This is a genomic window from Tenacibaculum sp. MAR_2010_89 (assembly GCF_900105985.1).
In the GTDB taxonomy this organism is placed as follows: domain Bacteria; phylum Bacteroidota; class Bacteroidia; order Flavobacteriales; family Flavobacteriaceae; genus Polaribacter; species Polaribacter halocynthiae.
The window spans coordinates 625,801-643,194 of sequence record NZ_FNUB01000005.1 but is presented as its reverse complement, the minus strand read 5'-3'; the positions used below and the strand labels follow the sequence as shown (position 1 = coordinate 643,194).

12 protein-coding genes are annotated in these 17,394 nt (G+C 29.5%); 6 read left to right on the top strand and 6 right to left on the bottom strand.

The window, feature by feature from the left end:
- Positions 1-72 precede the first annotated feature (72 nt).
- The 6 genes from BLV71_RS06465 to BLV71_RS06440 are packed head-to-tail and all read left to right on the top strand — an operon-like array spanning position 73 to position 7,186.
- Positions 73-1,416 carry an NAD(P)/FAD-dependent oxidoreductase gene (locus BLV71_RS06465; protein ID WP_093869761.1) on the top strand — a complete coding sequence of 448 codons (1,344 nt, stop codon included), beginning with the start codon at positions 73-75 and terminating at the stop codon, positions 1,414-1,416.
- 4 nt (positions 1,417-1,420) lie between these two features.
- The gene (locus BLV71_RS06460) at positions 1,421-3,043 is read left to right on the top strand and encodes a 4Fe-4S binding protein (RefSeq protein WP_093869760.1); all 1,623 of its coding nucleotides are present in this window, start codon (positions 1,421-1,423) and stop codon (positions 3,041-3,043) included.
- Positions 3,033-3,581 (top strand): toxin-antitoxin system YwqK family antitoxin, encoded by a 549-nt coding sequence (locus BLV71_RS06455; protein ID WP_233487117.1) that lies wholly within the window; start codon positions 3,033-3,035, stop codon positions 3,579-3,581. Before BLV71_RS06460 ends, BLV71_RS06455 begins: the two co-directional genes overlap by 11 nt.
- 3 nt (positions 3,582-3,584) lie before the next feature.
- Positions 3,585-4,277, top strand: coding sequence for a glycosyltransferase family 2 protein (locus BLV71_RS06450; protein WP_093869759.1), 693 nt, complete (start codon positions 3,585-3,587; stop codon positions 4,275-4,277).
- The gene (locus BLV71_RS06445) at positions 4,277-5,767 is read left to right on the top strand and encodes a cellulose synthase family protein (RefSeq protein ID WP_093869758.1); all 1,491 of its coding nucleotides are present in this window, start codon (positions 4,277-4,279) and stop codon (positions 5,765-5,767) included. Before BLV71_RS06450 ends, BLV71_RS06445 begins: the two co-directional genes overlap by 1 nt.
- Positions 5,768-7,186, top strand: a complete 1,419-nt coding sequence (locus tag BLV71_RS06440; protein WP_255405126.1) for an MptA/MptB family glycosyltransferase — start codon at positions 5,768-5,770, stop codon at positions 7,184-7,186. It begins immediately after the preceding gene.
- Between the two features lie 66 nt (positions 7,187-7,252).
- On the opposite strand, the gene BLV71_RS06435 is transcribed toward BLV71_RS06440, so the two are convergent.
- The 6 genes from BLV71_RS06435 to sprA form a co-directional block, all read right to left on the bottom strand.
- Positions 7,253-7,837 (bottom strand): acyltransferase, encoded by a 585-nt coding sequence (locus tag BLV71_RS06435; RefSeq protein WP_093869757.1) that lies wholly within the window; start codon positions 7,835-7,837, stop codon positions 7,253-7,255.
- 45 nt (positions 7,838-7,882) lie between these two features.
- The gene (locus tag BLV71_RS06430; RefSeq protein ID WP_093869756.1) at positions 7,883-8,638 is read right to left on the bottom strand and encodes an energy transducer TonB; all 756 of its coding nucleotides are present in this window, start codon (positions 8,636-8,638) and stop codon (positions 7,883-7,885) included.
- 110 nt (positions 8,639-8,748) lie between these two features.
- A complete protein-coding gene (locus tag BLV71_RS06425; RefSeq protein ID WP_093869755.1) occupies positions 8,749-9,471 on the bottom strand; it encodes an energy transducer TonB in 723 nt (240 codons plus the stop codon).
- A gap of 61 nt (positions 9,472-9,532) precedes the next feature.
- Positions 9,533-9,913, bottom strand: a complete 381-nt coding sequence (locus BLV71_RS06420; RefSeq protein WP_093869754.1) for a VanZ family protein — start codon at positions 9,911-9,913, stop codon at positions 9,533-9,535.
- Positions 9,885-10,265, bottom strand: a complete 381-nt coding sequence (gcvH, locus tag BLV71_RS06415) for a glycine cleavage system protein GcvH (RefSeq protein ID WP_093869753.1) — start codon at positions 10,263-10,265, stop codon at positions 9,885-9,887. The genes BLV71_RS06420 and gcvH overlap by 29 nt, the downstream gene beginning before the upstream one ends.
- A gap of 30 nt (positions 10,266-10,295) precedes the next feature.
- Positions 10,296-17,381 (bottom strand): T9SS outer membrane translocon Sov/SprA, encoded by a 7,086-nt coding sequence (gene sprA, locus BLV71_RS06410; RefSeq protein ID WP_093869752.1) that lies wholly within the window; start codon positions 17,379-17,381, stop codon positions 10,296-10,298.
- Positions 17,382-17,394: the final 13 nt, after the last annotated feature.

The window sequence follows — 17,394 nt, the reverse complement described above, 5'->3', positions numbered from 1 at the left end:
CTGATTCTAAATTTAATACTCAAATTAAGTTCTTAACTTTAAGTGCGACCTAATTTGCAAATCAACTTATTTATGGAACACGTTGTAATTATTGGTAATGGTATTTCTGGTGTCACTGCTGCTAGACATATTAGAAAACTATCCGACAAACAGATCACTATCATTTCTTCAGAAACAGATTTCTTTTTTTCAAGAACAGCCCTAATGTATGTTTACATGGGACATATGAAGTTTGAACACACACAGCCTTATGAACCTTGGTTTTGGAAAAAAAACAATATCAATTTAAAAAAAGGGTTCGTTTCTAAAGTTCATTCATCAAAAAATGAAATTGAACTTAAGGGTGGTGAAACCGTTAATTACGATACTTTAATTATAGCTACGGGCTCTAAACCTAATAAGTTTGGTTGGCCAGGACAAGATGCTAAAGGAGTAATGGGAATGTACCATAAACAAGACCTAGAGAAATTAGAAAAATATGCTCCTGATAATGCAATATGTAAAAGAGCAGTTATTGTAGGTGGCGGGTTAATTGGTATTGAATTAGCAGAGATGCTTCACAGCAGAAACATTCCAGTTACTTTTCTTGTTCGTGAAACTAGTTTTTGGAATACTGTTTTACCTAAACAAGAATCTGCTATGATTAATAATGAAATTATTGATAATCATATAGATTTACGTTTAGGTGTTAATTTAAAAGAGATAAAAACTGATCAAAACGGCAAAGCTACCTCTATTGTTATTGCTGAAACTGGTGAAGAAATTCCTTGTGATGTTGTTGGTTTAACTGCTGGTGTTTCTCCAAATGTTGATTTTATAAAAGATTCTGAAATTGAAATTGGACGTGGAGTAAAAGTCAATCGTTTTTTAGAAACAAATATCTCAAATATATATGCTATTGGAGATTGTGCCGAACAACATGAATCTATTGGGCAAAGACGTCCTATTGAAGCAGTATGGTATACTGGAAGAATGATGGGAGAAACTGTTGCTCAAACAATTTGTGGTAATCGCATAGAATACAAACCTGGACACTGGTTTAATTCAGCCAAGTTTATTGATATAGAATATCAAACTTATGGTTGGGTTTGGGCTGAACCTAAGAAAAATGAAAGTCGTTTTTACTGGGAACATGAAAGTGGAAAGAAGTGTATTCATATAAATTTTAACAAAAAAACGAATGAGTTTATTGGTATTAACACCTTTGGAATTAGGATGAGACATGAGTTTTTTGATCGAGTTTTAACTGAAAAACAAACTATTGAATACGTTCTTGAACATTTATCAGATGCTAACTTCGACCCTGAATTTTACAAATTACATGAAGCTGAAATTGTAGCTAAATTCAATCAAGAAAACAACACCAACATTCAACTAAAAAAGAAAAGCTGGAAACGAATCTTTAGCAAAGCTTAAAAATATGAAAACAATAAAACAAATAGGATTAATACTATTCTTAATAGGACTAGCCATTTTTACAGGAACCATTTTTACAGGTTCTTTTAGTTTAACTGAATCGGAATTGAATTCTTTTATTAACGAAAAAGGTTATAAAAGTGAAGTCATAAAAAAAGAACTTAGCAGTGCTATTGTTACAAATGAAGATTTAAATATTTTTAAGTTTTCTAGTAGAGTTAGAAATGCATATAAAAATTCTAATGATCATTATGATCAATTGATTTCAAAATATGATTCAGAAAAAAACTGGGCAAAAAAAGGAGAACAATATCAATTCAAAATATATGGAAAGCCACATACTTTAAGTTATGAATTAGCAAAAAAAGCTGGTAAAGGATTAATGAAAAATAATGCTGGCTTACTTTGGCTACTTACTTTTGGATTAGGTATTATAGGGGCACTTTTATTTATACTTCCTAATTTTATTCTTTTAGGAAATGAAGGAATTAAAAATAACGGAATTTACTTAGATTCTTCAACTAATAAAGGTTGGATAGCATGGTTGGTACTTATATATCTTGTATCATTCTATTTATTATTATACTTCTTACCAGATTATGTGGTTAATTGGACTTATATTTTAGATCCGATTAGTAAATCACTTAATGGTGGGCCAGCTAGTCAATGGTTTGTATATGGTTTCTTATATTGTGTTATTATGCTTGTTATGGCTGTAAGAATGTATATAAAATACAGACATAATAAATATCAAATTATAAGAACGACTTCAGTTTTATTTTTTCAAATTGTATTTGCTTTTTTAATTCCTGAAATCATGACTAGCCTTAACATGCCTGGATATGATTTTAAAAATGCATTTCCTTTGGATTATGATTTTTTCTTTGAATGGAATTTAGATAGCTTAACCAGTAGCGGGTCCATAGGTATATTTATTTTAGTTTGGGGAATACTACTTACATTGGTAATTGTTCCTGTAATGGTATATTTCTTTGGAAAAAGATGGTACTGTTCATGGGTTTGTGGTTGTGGTGGTTTAGCTGAAACTTTAGGAGATCCTTATAGACAACATTCAAATAAAAGTATGAATGCTTGGAAACTTGAACGTTGGTTAATTCATTCTGTTTTAGTATTTTCTTTAGTTATGACAATAGTAACTTTGTACTGTTATTTTACTGGTACACAATCGTTTTTAGGCATAAAATCTCAATGGATTAAAGATACTTATAGTTTTTTAATTGGAGCTTGGTTTGCTGGTGTAATTGGAACTGGGTTTTATCCAATTTTCGGAAACAGAGTTTGGTGTCGTTTTGGTTGCCCTTTAGCGGCATACATGGGACTGGTACAACGTTTTAAATCTCGTTTTAGAATTACTACCAATGGAGGTCAATGTATTTCTTGTGGTAATTGTTCTACGTATTGTGAACAAGGAATTGATGTACGATCATATGCCCAAAAAGGAGAAAATATTGTTAGAGCAAGTTGCGTAGGTTGTGGTATTTGTTCAGCAGTATGTCCTAGAGGTGTTTTAAAACTAGAAAATGGCCCAGAAGAAGGTCGTATTAACCCAACAGAAGTTTTATTAGGTAATGATGTTGATTTAATGAAACTAGTTAATGAGAAATAAAAGGTTACATGCTATTTATTCTTCTAAAAAAAGGAAGAGTATTTCATTACTGTCATATAAAAAAAGAATTATCATTTTTATAATATTCTTTTCATTGACTTCTATATTATATGCTCAAAAAAAATATTCTAAAGTTTACTATAATAATGGAAATTTAAAAGAAGAAGGCTGGTTAAATAATAATAAAAAAGTAGATTTTTGGAAGTTTTATTACAAAAATGGTGTTTTAAAAAAACAAGGACACTTTAAAGCTAATTTTCCAGTAAAGTATTGGTACTTTTACCGTAAAAATTCATCAAAAGAAAAAGAAGGGCATTTTATAGGAGGTAAACAAAATAAATGGTGGTTATATTATGATAAAAAAGGTACTATAAACCATAAATGCCAACTTAAAAACAACAAAAAACATGGGTATTGCCTAGTTTATAAAAAAAAGGAATTAGTAAAAGCTGTGAGGTTTAGAAATGGTAAAAAAGTAAATGAATGGACGGATTTTTCTTCATTTAAAGAAGAAAATAATTTGACGGATTTAAAATAAAAGATGAATCAACTAATAAAAGTTATTATTCCTGCATATAATGAACAGGATTCAATAGCTAATGTCATTAAAGACATCCCTTCTGTAGTAGATGAAATTATTGTTGTGAGTAATAACTCAACAGACAACACTGAAATAAATGCTAAAAATGCTGGCGCAACAGTATTACTAGAAAATCGAAAAGGATATGGATATGCTTGTTTAAAAGGAATGGAGTACATTGCTAATCAAACAAAAAAACCTGGAGTTGTTGTTTTTCTTGATGGGGACTACTCTGATTATCCTGAACAACTTGCAGAAGTTATTGCACCAATTATAAATGATAATATTGATTTTGTAATAGGATCACGAGTAAAGCGACTACGTGAACAAGGTTCTATGACTCCACAACAAATATTCGGCAATTGGTTAGCAACCTTTTTAATGAAACTTTTTTTTGGTGCAAACTTTACTGATCTTGGTCCGTTTAGAGCTATAAAATATGAAAAACTACTAAACTTAAATATGGAAGACAAAACATATGGATGGACAGTAGAAATGCAATTAAAAGCATTAAAACAAAAATTAACGTATGTTGAAGTTCCTATGAAATATCGTAATCGTATTGGTATTTCTAAGGTTTCTGGAACAGTAAAAGGCAGTATATTAGCTGGCTTTAAAATTTTAGGTTGGATATTTAAATACAGTTTTAAATAATGGTTTTACAATACACAATAATTACATTATATACAGTATCATTGATTCTTATTTTAATGTATGCGTTAGCACAATTAAACTTACTCTTTAATTATTTAAAAGCTAGAAAAAAGCAAGATGACTCTCCTAAACTTGATTTAAGCAATCCTAATGAAATTCCTTTTATCACTATACAGCTTCCTGTATATAATGAGTTATACGTAATGGAACGTTTGTTAGATAATATTGCAAAAATTAAATATCCTAATGAAAAATTAGAAATACAAGTTTTAGATGATTCTACAGATGAATCAGTAATTTCTACAGAGAAACATATTAAGAAACTTCAAGAATCAGGACTAGACATTCAACATATTAGAAGAGAAAATAGATCTGGCTTTAAGGCTGGAGCTTTAAAAGAAGGGTTAAAAATTGCAAAAGGAGAATTCATTGCTATTTTTGATGCCGATTTTTTACCAAAACCTTGTTGGCTAGAGAACACAGTTCCTTTTTTTAAAAATCCAGAAATAGGAGTTGTACAAACTCGCTGGGGACACATAAATAGAAACTATTCTACTTTAACAAAAATTCAAGCGTTTGCTTTAGATGCACATTTTACACTAGAACAAGTTGGAAGAAATAGTCAAGGGCATTTTATCAATTTTAATGGTACTGCTGGTATATGGCGTAAAGAATGTATTTATGATGCTGGAAATTGGGAAGGAGATACTTTAACTGAAGATTTGGATTTGAGTTATAGAGCTCAATTAAAAAAATGGAAATTTAAGTATTTAGAAAATGTTGAAACTCCTGCTGAATTACCAGTTATTATTAGTGCTGCTCGTTCTCAACAATTTAGATGGAATAAAGGTGGAGCTGAAAACTTTCAAAAGATGTTAAAAAAGATCATTGTGAGTAAAAACATTTCTTTTAAAACTAAAGTTCATGGAGTTTTACATTTATTAAATAGCTCAATGTTTACTTGTATATTTTTGGTTGCAGTTTTAAGTATTCCTATGTTATATATAAAAAACGAATATGGACATTTAAGACTTTACTTTCTAGTCATGAGTTTTTTCGTTGTAAGTACTATTATTTTTTTTATATGTTACTGGTATATGTACAAAAAAACGTACGGAACTGGGTTTTTTAATTTTATAAAATATATCGGAGCATTCTTTTCATTCTTTTCTATTGCAATGGGATTTTCTTTACATAATACTATAGCTGTTTTTGAAGGTCATTTTGGTAAAAAAAGTGAATTTGTAAGAACACCAAAATTCAATATTAAGTCACTTAAAGACAATTGGAAAAACAATAAATATATACGTGCAAAAATTTCACCAAATGTTATTATTGAAGGCCTTTTGGCTATTTACTTTGCTTTTGGTATGTATAGCGCTTTTATAGTTGGCGATCAGGGTGGTGATTTTGGTTTATTTCCATTTCACTTAATGCTATTTATTGGCTTCAGTTATGTGTTTTTTAAATCAATTTTTTCTAAAGCATAAATGTGGAATTACAAAAAATATAATTACATAATTTTAACAGGTTTTGCAATAATCTTATATTTTTTATTTGCTTATTTATTAGAAAGAACATCTTTTTACACATTACTTTTTTTATGGATTAGTTTATTTAGTTGCTCCTATTATTTATACAGATGTAGAATTACAAACTTTACTTTTTTAGTTTGTATTTCTATTTTATTTAGATTCATTTTTTTATTTTCAGATCCAAATTTATCTCAAGATTTTTATCGATTTATATGGGATGGACGAATGCTTTTAGAAGGTTATAATCCATATTTATCATTACCTGAAACATTTATTGAACAAAGAAACTACCCCATTAACCAGGCTGTAGAATTATATAATGGTATGGGCGCAATGAATGGGAGCCATTATACAAATTATCCTCCTATTAACCAGCTATGCTTCTTTATTGCTTCATTGATTGCTAATAATAGCATCATAGGATCAGTCATTGTTATGCGATTAATTATAATCCTAGCTGATATTGGTATTTTATTTTATGGTAAAAAACTGTTAGAAAAACTACAATTACCAGCATCTAATATTTTTTTATACCTATTAAATCCATTTGTTATAATTGAACTAACAGGTAATTTACATTTTGAACCTGTAATGTTATTCTTTTTAGTTTGGGGATTATATAAGTTGAATCAAAAAAATTGGGTACTAGCTGGTGTCTTATTTGCTGTTTCAATATCTGTTAAGTTAATCCCTCTGCTATTTCTACCTATATTTTATCAATTATTTATAAAAAAAGAGGAAACAATTTTTAAATGCTTAAAAAAACTAATTGGATTCTATCTTGTAATTTTTGTAACTATATGTTTATTGTTTCTTCCGTTTTTTTCTTCTACGTTTATTAGTAACTACAGTAAATCTGTAGGGTTATGGTTTAAAAATTTTGAATTTAATGCTAGTATTTATTACTTAGCTAGAGAAATAGGATATTTGTTTAGAGGGTATAATGAAATCGCTATTATCGGTAAAATAATGCCAGCTTTAACAATAGTTTTTCTAAGCTTAATTAGTTTTTACAAGAAAAACAACTCAATGAAACAAATAATAACCTGCATGTTATTTGGTTTATCTTTCTATTATTTTACAACAACAACCATGCATCCATGGTACTTATCGACTCTTATTATACTTTCTGTATTTACAAAATACCGTTTTCCAATTATTTGGAGTTTGGTAGTTATTTTAAGTTATCAAGCTTACGCCAATACTCCATGGAAAGAGAATCTATGGTTTATTACCTTAGAATATTTAATTGTATACGGATTTTTAATTTATGAAGTGTTTATAAAAAACAAACCCACTCAAAAATTGAGTGGGAAAAATTGCTATGAAAAAGAAAAAGAAAGTGGTTTGTTCAACCACAACTCAAATATATAAATATTTTTATTTTTTACAAAATTTTTTTTACAAAAAAATAACTATTTCATAATCAAGACTATTTTTCTAGTTCATTTTATCAACTAATCCATTATTTTTTATATACTTGTCACCTGACTCAACGCACTCAGCAATTCCATTTTTATCAAAAATTAAACGATGTCCAAATTCACTAACCCAACCAATTTGTTGAGATGGATTCCCTACCACTAACGCATAGGGTAGCACATTTTTCGTTACTACTGCTCCAGCTCCTACAAAAGCATATTCTCCTATTGTGTTACCACAAACAATTGTTGCATTAGCTCCAATACTAGCGCCTCTTTTAACATTTGTTACTTGAAATTCATTTTGTCTTTTTATTGCACTTCTTGGATTTATTACGTTTGTAAAAACCATAGAAGGTCCTAAAAAAACATCATCTTCACAAAATACTCCAGTATATATAGAAACATTATTTTGAACTTTAACATTATTTCCTAAAACTACTTTTGGAGATACAACTACATTTTGACCAATATTACAATCGTCTCCTATAATACAGTCAGGCATTATATGACTAAAGTGCCAAATCTTAGTTCTTTCACCTATAATACATCCATCATCAATAATAGATGTTTCATGTGAAAAAAATCTTTTTATTTTACCCATATTACAAAAATAAAAAACTCAACTTAAAAAGTTGAGTTTTTAAAATTATTCTACCATGAATGTTATGGGCAGTGTATATCTTACTTTTACTGGTACATTATTTTGTTTACCTGGTGTAAACTTAGGAATTTTATTTACTAAATTTTTAACCTCCTTTTTTAACTTTATATGTGGTGCTCTTATTTTTAAATCTACAATATTTCCTTCTTTATTGATTACAAATTGTGTTGATATTCTATACTTACCAGATCTCATCCCTAAATCTTGCGCTATTTCTGAATTAAAGTATCTTTGCACATGCTGTTTTATTTTTCTTTCCAAACACTTTCTACCTTGTTTCTCACTTAACCCTTCACAGCCTCTAAAAATTGGTGCATTTTGTAAGTTACGCATAGTTACAGGATCATCATTTTTATTAATTATTTCATCCTCATCAGACTCTGGTAAATCTGTTACATCTATTATAGGCTCATTATCTGTTACAGGCAAATCAATAACACTTTTAATTACCTCATCGTTATCAACCTTTTTAATTTTTGTTAAGTCAAGCTTTACTTGCTTTTTTGGTGCTGTTTTAATAGCACTCTTCTTTACTTCCTTAACAAATATTTTAGGTAATTCGTCAATTGAATAGTTCTTAGGAATTTCTTCTCCAAAAGTAACAGGCATATTTTCTTTTTCTTTAGTTTCATATTCTAAAGCAAAGTATACAATAGACAAAGAGAGCACTAGACCTAATTGCATAAATATTGTTGAAAATTTTTCTAACTGTTTTCTTGGCATTTTTTTTGGCAATTTCATAGTTATAAGTTTTAATGTTAATGCTATGTTAAAATCAAGAAACGTGCCAATAAAAAAAGCAACTCGAAAATGAGTTGCTTTTTTATATCTATAAGTATATTGTGTCTATGCTATTCTACATTGAAAGTAATTGGCAATGTATATCCAACTCTTACTGGTCTTCCTCTTTGTTTACCAGGTAACATTTTAGGTAACTTTTTTGCTATACGAATAGCCTCCTTCTTTAATCTTGGGTGAGGTGCTCTAGCATTAATTTGTTCGATATTTCCAGTTTTACCTATTTTAAAAACTAAATAAATTTTCTTTTTCCCTGGAGCTAAACCTAACTCATTAGCTAATTCAGCATCAAAATAACGTTGAACGTGTCTTTGCATCTTTTTATTTAAACATGCTTTCTTTTGAGCTTTAGTTCCTGAACATCCTGGAAATACAGGTACATCTTCAATAATTGAAAATGGCACATCTTCTACAACTTCTTCTTCTTCTTCAGCCTCTTCAATTTCTTCAACTTCGACAGCCTCAGACTCATCAGTTTCAGTAGATTCGATTACAGTTTCCTCAACTTCTTTTTCATCCTCTACTATCTCAATCTTTTCAGGAGCTGGTGGTGGTGGTGTATTTTGAGGTGGCTTTGGTGCTTCTGGTTGAATTTCGATTGTTTCTTCTTCGATTTCTGATGCCATATTAGCCATCCCTAAATCTCCGTATTCTTTATCGTATGTTTTATTTTCAATTGCTACATATGTAACAAATAAAGCTAAAACCAAACCTAGTTGCATAAACAACTTACTATAATTCTCTAAGTTTGATTTTGGATTTTTTTTGATTTCCATCCTTTCTGTTTTTTAATAGTTCGCTAATTTAATTAATTTATTTCAACTTATACAAGCTAATTTACCAAATAGTATCTTTTTTATAAAAAAAGACGCTAAATAATGTAAATGCCAAAAGAACTCCTACTGAATTTGCTATTACATCATAATAGTCTCCAGTTCTATATACCGTAATTGTAGCTTGTAAAACCTCAATAATTATGCCGTAAATCAAACAACAAATAGATACAATATAGGTTTGATATTTTGTTTTAACTAAAGCTAACAACCAAGAAAAAGTAAGAAAGAAATAAGCAATTGAGTGTTCAATTTTATCAATATTGCTAATTGAGATTGGTTGTTTACCTAGCTTTATTAAACTAAGAATAGCGATACTTATTGTAATAAATATCGCTATTATGATTCTGTTTTTCTTACCCTTGAATAAGTTCTTGATAAGCATCAGCACTTAATAAACCTTCTAATTGTGATTCATCTGATATTTTAATTTTAATCATCCAACCTTTTCCATAAGGATCTGAATTCACCAATTCAGGCTCATCTTCTAAACCTTCATTGAATTCTGTAACCTCTCCAGATAAAGGCATAAATAAATCTGAAACTGTTTTTACTGCTTCTACTGAACCAAAAACTTCTTCTATTTCTAATGTATCATCTAAAGAATCTACATCTACGTAAACGATGTCTCCTAATTCTCCTTGTGCAAAATCCGTAATTCCTATAGTTACTACGTCTCCTTCAACTTTAACCCATTCGTGGTCTTTAGTGTATTTTAATTCTGATGGAATGTTCATTGTATTGTTGTTTTATATTTTTGTTTGTTTTTAATTTCCTAAGTTATATACTAAATTAATACCAGCATTGATTGATTGTCTAGGAAAAGTAGTTGAAACTGCATAATTAAATGTTTGGTGATTGTAATAAAAAGATGCAGTTAGATTTCTACTTAAATTATAATCTGCTAAAAATTTTATTCCAAATAACCTTTCTCCCCCTGTTACTTGATTGTTCTCTTTATCAACACTTCTTATTAATGTTAAATTGTCTCTTAATGATATATCTGCTCTAAAGTTGATGTCTCCTTTTAAAGTTTCTTTTTTACCCGTAAATCTGGTTACAAATTTAACATCTCTTATCTTATATCCAAATCCAATTACATATTCTGTTCCATTTATATCAGTTATTGTATTATTGTTAAAATTTAGTGTTAAACTTCTATCTCTTCTAATTTCACCTTTAAAGGATAATGAATTTTTCATTCTAAAATCAACCTTAATTAATGGTGAAAATTCATCTATTAAAGTTGCCGACGAAATTAATAATTCTGGATGATAATTACCAGAAGTATTTACTTTGACTGATGTTGGTCCTTCGTACTGTAAATTATTCGTGTAATTACCTATCGTATAAGACGATTTATATCCATGAGATACTGTAAACGAAGAGAATGTTTTCTTAAACCATTTAAACTTCATTAAACCGTTATAACGAAGCGTCCAGTTAGGTATAGGAATGTTTTTAAAAATCCCTGTACTTACCGAGTTTGGACTACTACCAGAATAAGCTGCTAAAAAAGCTGGTAACATTGCTTGTTGTCCACTTTCTTTAAACCCATTGACTGGTTGAGCTGTTGTAGCTAATCTATTTGCAATTGTTGTTCTATAATTTAAAAAGTTTTGATACAAAACTTCATTATTTGTGAACATTGTACCTAACATAAAATGACTGATACTATAATTTCCTGTTTCAAAAGATTTAATATTTGGATTTTGTTCAAAACCACCATTTCCATCAGAAATTACATCTAGTTGTTGAGTAATATTACTCGTTTGAATTCTATTACCTCTAAAATCGATTGTTAAACTTTTTAATGGTTTTACAGAAATGGTATAATCTAATTTTCTGTTACTAGTTCTACCATAGTTTTTATTATAATATTCTTGCCCAGGAATACTTCTAATAATCCAATTATTATCAATCGCTGTTCTTAAAATATCAGTTTGGCTACCAAATACAAACCCAAAAGTAGGAGCTAGGCCACCATCAAAATTATTTCTACCAAGAAAACCAACAGTTGGTTTGTATCCTTGTAATAAAGTTCCGTTGTTTTGGCTATAATTAATTTTAGCCCTCTTTACTGACGTTAAAACATCATATAACCCTTTCAATGCTTTCTTCCCAAAACCAGCGTTCTTTTTTAGTTTTGCTTTTTGAGCTACTTGTTTACTTCCTAATTTTAAAGATCCTTTCTTAATTGGCCCCTTCTTAGCTCCTCTAATTAGCAATTTATCTAGCTTTAATACCTTATAGAATCGTCCGAAATCTATTGTAGTGTTTAAATTATGTGTGTTGGCATTTTGTATCATATTTCCAACTTTATCTACATAACTTTGTGAAGCTGCCTTCCAATCAAAATCTGCTGTATATCCATAATCAGCAGATATAAAACTTAAATAAGGTAATTTATTAATAGGAACCTTATATGTTGCATTTAATTTTTGGTGGTAATTATTAGGACGTCCAATACTAAAAAACTTATCATATATTTCTAAGTCTTCATCCCTACCAAAACTATCATAAATATAATTATTAGTAGCATTGAAGTTTAATTTTAACGACTTTGTTAAATCAAAACCAATAGTATAATCCCAATCAAAAACAAAATTACGTTGTTTAAGTTCAGGCTGTGGTGATAACCCTTCTATTAAATTTCTTGATTGTTGTGCACTATAATTTCTATTAATTCTTGAATTTACTGCAATATTTTTAGGAACAGGATTAATATTTAAATCTTTAATAAATCGTAAATATCTATTACTAAACATTTTTGATTTTTTGAATGGCTCAACTATCCAAGGTTTAAAGTTAAAATTATAACTAGCTCCAGCCATCACATTTTGATTGACATATTTTTGAATATTGTAATCTTTATGAAACTCTTCATTAAACGAATATGAAACTGAAAAATTTTCTACATCATAAAATTTCTGCTTCTTCTTACTTTCAGGGTTTCTATTCTTTTTAACGTTAATGAAACTTATGCTTTTTCTTCTAGTATAATCTTGAGAATTTTTACTGTTAGGGTTTTTATCTAATGCATCTTCAAGTTTTATATCTTGAAATTGCGGATCATATTTAGGATCTCTAAACTCTTCTCCATAACTATAACTCATAGGTATTTGCATGTTCCATTTTTTGGGCATCATTTTTCCTACCTGAACATTTGTTGCTACATTATATTGTTTTACTTCTTCAATACTTCTTTGCTGTACTCTATCTTCAACATTTCCAAAACCAATTGTAGACATTCTTCCGCCTATTGATACATCTGCAACATCAGCAAAATTAGCATCTGCATTTAAAACAGCTGCCCATCCTCCTTTATTATCAAAACCAACAGCTCGCAACTCATTAAACCAAACCTCAATTGTTTTAGGTACAGCAGAATTATTCTTCACACCTAACATTACTGTTCGTATTTGTGCTAACGTTGGATTACCTTTTACCGATATCTTTAACCCATTTGTACTTACTCCAGAAAATACATCAGTTAAAGACCCAGTCCTTTCCAGTTTAAGATTAGCTAACTCTTCTAAGAAAATATCTAAATTATTTTCCTCTGGCCATACCTTATCTGACTCAGGTGTTCCAGAAGTACTAGAGTAAATTAATGGCTTTTCAATTTCATAATAATTTTCATTTAAATCTGTTCCTAAACGAATAATAGCTACACTTTCAGTGTTTTCTCCTTGTTTTGCTATTCTATTAGGATCTTCAGCATGCACAAACATTCGTAAATTTTTATATCTACGCATATCTATACTTATGTTTTTATAAATAGTTCTAAGTGAATCAGCAGGTAAATCAGAAACTTTTAAAGTAACAGATTGTTCATTTTGGCGTTGAACTCTATTCGTTCCTTGCAACTGTTCTCTTTCAATACCAGGAGGTAGAGCATACTTATCACTATTTTGCTCTATATTAACAATTCCTATTTCAAATTTATTAATTTCAGTATTAGGAACATTTTTTGTGTATCTCCTCCAATCACTACGAACCAATTCTAATTCTCCAAAACGTAATACAACTGGTATTCTAAACTGTGTAACAAACATTCTTACAAAACGAATACTATTAAAATCAGTAATTCCATTTACTGGTGTACCACCTTTTACTGGTATTCTAAATTGGTACCATCTAGTTGTTCTTGATTGACCATTTGACAAAGTAACTGTGCTATTTTTAACATCAACTATATTGTTAAATCCAACACCTTTATCTAACTCAGTTTTATTTAAAGGTATTTCATATTCAAAATAACTATTAACAGGATTCATCGTTTGATCCTTATTAATATCTTCTGTATCTGGATATGTAGATGATGATGTAGGATATGCTTCTGTTGACTGCCCTGAAGTAGGTGAGTTACCCTGTGTATTATTAAAATTCTTATAACGAGTTAAAATAGAAGCATTAACAGCATCTAATTCACTACCTCTAAAAAACTGAAAATTATCTCCTGACGGATCTGATAAAGCTTTGTATTCAGCTGGAAAAGATGATATACTGTGAAAATCACTTTTCTCTTCGGCATCACTTAGCCCATCTAATCCAACATCTTGATTTGTTCTAGCATTGTCATCTGAAGCAAAAGCATATAAGATGGAAGGATTAATTGGAGTGTAACCCCAAACAGATTCTCTAACATTACTACCATTAGTTTTAATACCTGTTTCTGGTAATCCATTTTCATATTGCTTACTACCATCACGTAAAATATCTTCTGATATATTTCCTAAATTTATCAATAACTTACCATGGTTAATTGCATCTTTAGGATTTGCACCAACTGGTAATCCTTCGGATTCAGTTATAGAATAGTTTTCATACGGATCCATTAACCAAAACTGAATATACTCAACATTTGCCTGTTCAAAATTATTTGTTGTTAATGGACGCATAATACCACCCCAACTTTCTTCAGGTTTTTTAAGTGTTACCTTATCATTTCCTGCATCAATATCAACTTCAGTTGTATTTGTATTAAAATTATAAGGACCTCTTTCATTAGGATAGTACGCTAAATCTAATGTTCTTACTAAATTTTGTTGTGTAATATCTAAATCTACATCGAATAATTCTTCATATCTAATTTGACGAACTTCATCTCTTGACAATTCATTTTCATTGATATTACCTGGTCTATTAGTACTTCCATAAAAAAGTTGATCGACATTATACCAAGCTATCTTAGCTCTTTTATTATTATAAACTAAATTATTTACTTCTTTTCCTTCAACTTCTAACCCTTGTGATTCAGGTGTACTTGCCAAAAACCACTGTTGAGGAGAATTTAAATTAATAGGAATCTGTGATGCTTCAAAATCATCTAAATATGAGGTAGCTGTTCCATTTACATCAATACCGCTAGGTGATCCTGGTAGTAAATATGCCATATCAGCTCTTACTGATATTTTTGAAGGAACATCAGTCTCTACATATGGTAATTTATTTGCTAGTTTCGTAAAATAAGGTACTTCAGACGAATAATCTAAATTGAAACCAATCATTGTGTTATCAATTGGTTCTCCTCCAAAATTAACTTTTGGAGTAATAGGCTTTTCACTAACATTTAAAAATGTACCACCTATAGTAAAGTTCTCTGCAAATCGATGTTCAACATCTATTCCGATAAATGTTTTTCTTTGTTGATTAAAAAAAGTATTGTTTTCTACAGTAGCATTAATAGGTGTTCCTGAAGCTTCTAATCCAGGGTCTAAAACTTGCACTCTCCCTAATTGATAATCTACCACATAATCAATACCTTCTACTAATTGCCTTCCTCCAGCTGTAACTTTTACTGAACCCCTCGGTATATTAAATGCTCCTAATGATATTCCTCTACTTGATTCTGATTTAAAGTATCCTTTTAAAAAGTATTTATCCTTATTTTGAAATTCATTTTTTGCTTGAATTTTAGTTGTCAAGTATAAGTCTTTAAATAGATATTTACTTTTATCGGCTCCAACTAATTTTGAATCTAAATATGAGTTTTCTCCAAAAGGTTCAGGATCTGGAAATATAATATATCCTTTTTGTGAATTTACAGTTGCTCCTTCTATAAAATCAAAAAAACCATCACCTCCTGCTACTTCATACTGACTTTGATCTAATCTATCAATATGTAAAACTTGCATTAAAGGGGTTTCTTTTATACTGGAACTACTGGCATTTTGTAATGTATTTTGTAAAGTTCCAGTTTGATCATCACGATATAATAAATCAAAACGAAAACCTTGTTGCTGTAAAGGATATGCGCCTATCGCATATACATTTTTCATCATTAATCTCCATGTAGGAAATGACTCATCTAAATTAGTAACAGAATTTTTTCTAACCGTAGTTAATATTTCACTTCTAAGTAATTTTACTACTAAATTTGCTGGGGCAACAACTCCATCATTTGAAAACTCTCCTACTTTAAAAACCGTTTCATTATTAGATGCTCCAACTACAGTATATTCATAGGCTACAGCTAAAACCTCTCCATCATTTAATCTTCTATTTAATGATATAAAACCTAATTGTGGATGTAATTTATATTCATTAGCCTGAAGTTTACGTGCATTTTGCAAATATGAAAAATCTGTACCTTGAGTAGCTTTTTGAGGAGCAACAACACCATCTAAAGTACTATTCATTGTTGCGATATCTCTAAGACCACTAGTATTTGTTAACAACCCTCCAAATTCGTTTACTTCATTATAAGGTATTACTTTTCCGTTAACAGTAACTAGGTTTGGATTATTAGTTACCTGAGTTTTCACCTTATTTTCATCTTTAGATTCTCCAATATCGGCAAGTGCAACAATACTTCTAAAGTCAGTAACACTTTGTGTTCTATTGGTAACCCAAACTTCTACTCTGGTTATATTTATTGAACTATTGATTAAAGGATATTGTTTTAGTGCATCCTTATAGTTTTCTCTAAAATATTGTGATAAAAAGAAGTGACGATCATTATCATAATCAGAAGCTCTTAATTCAAACTCTTCAATCGTAGCTCCACCTTCGGCTACAACTGTTTTTGATTGCGAATTTTGTTGAGAAAATGCAGCTGTAACACGAGTTTTTCCAAATTGTAATTCTGCCTTTACCCCAAATAAAGCCTGAGCACCGTTTATTAATGAATTTTTAATAGGCATACTTATGTTACCTGCATCAATACCTTGAATAATATCGTCTTCAGTTGGTGTGTATTCTAATTTTATAAGATTTTGGAAATCAAAAGTAGATTGCGTATCATAATTAGCAGTAACTTTTAATCGTTTTCCTACTTTGGCTTGTAAACTTGCACTTATTTGTTGGTCAAAATCAAAAGTAAAACTACTTTGATTATCTATTGATATTTGTGGATTTTCATTATTTTGATAAACACCTCCTAATTTAATATTTACTTGTCCTCTAGGAATAACCTCAACTTCATTTCCTCCAAAAACAGATTCAAAAAACTTTGAGTTCACATAATATTTTGGTAACAAGTTTTTTCTAGCTTTATTATTTCCTTTTTTTCTTGAATTAGTTGCATCAACTTTTTCTTTAAAATAGTCTTTCATATCGTTTTTTAAACGATACTTTTCATATTCTCTTGGAGTCATAAAAACTGGAGTCCCTATATAATAATCTCCAATTTTTTCAACTATTACAAACTTATTTATAGCTTTATCGTATCTGACTTGAAACTGTGAGGGATTATTTAAAAAAAGTTTTCCTTTTTGACTAAAATTAAAATTATACTTAAGTGGTATAACTGTATCTTTTTTTACTCCTTGTTTATTATTATTCGTAATACTTTGTGAAAACGAAACAACACTTACTAGCAAAGTAAGTGTTGTAAATAATTTATTCATAAATGTCTTTCCC

Excerpts from the sequence above, each read along its gene's own strand:
- BLV71_RS06465 (WP_093869761.1), top strand. The coding sequence starts at position 73 with ATGGAACACGTTGTAATTATTGGTAATGGTATTTCTGGTGTCACTGCT.
- BLV71_RS06460 (WP_093869760.1), top strand. The coding sequence starts at position 1,421 with ATGAAAACAATAAAACAAATAGGATTAATACTATTCTTAATAGGACTA.
- BLV71_RS06455 (WP_233487117.1), top strand. The coding sequence starts at position 3,033 with ATGAGAAATAAAAGGTTACATGCTATTTATTCTTCTAAAAAAAGGAAG.
- BLV71_RS06450 (WP_093869759.1), top strand. The coding sequence starts at position 3,585 with ATGAATCAACTAATAAAAGTTATTATTCCTGCATATAATGAACAGGAT.
- BLV71_RS06445 (WP_093869758.1), top strand. The coding sequence starts at position 4,277 with ATGGTTTTACAATACACAATAATTACATTATATACAGTATCATTGATT.
- BLV71_RS06440 (WP_255405126.1), top strand. The coding sequence starts at position 5,768 with ATGTGGAATTACAAAAAATATAATTACATAATTTTAACAGGTTTTGCA.
- BLV71_RS06435 (WP_093869757.1), bottom strand. The coding sequence starts at position 7,837 with ATGGGTAAAATAAAAAGATTTTTTTCACATGAAACATCTATTATTGAT.
- BLV71_RS06430 (WP_093869756.1), bottom strand. The coding sequence starts at position 8,638 with ATGAAATTGCCAAAAAAAATGCCAAGAAAACAGTTAGAAAAATTTTCA.
- BLV71_RS06425 (WP_093869755.1), bottom strand. The coding sequence starts at position 9,471 with ATGGAAATCAAAAAAAATCCAAAATCAAACTTAGAGAATTATAGTAAG.
- BLV71_RS06420 (WP_093869754.1), bottom strand. The coding sequence starts at position 9,913 with ATGCTTATCAAGAACTTATTCAAGGGTAAGAAAAACAGAATCATAATA.
- gcvH (WP_093869753.1), bottom strand. The coding sequence starts at position 10,265 with ATGAACATTCCATCAGAATTAAAATACACTAAAGACCACGAATGGGTT.
- sprA (WP_093869752.1), bottom strand. The coding sequence starts at position 17,381 with ATGAATAAATTATTTACAACACTTACTTTGCTAGTAAGTGTTGTTTCG.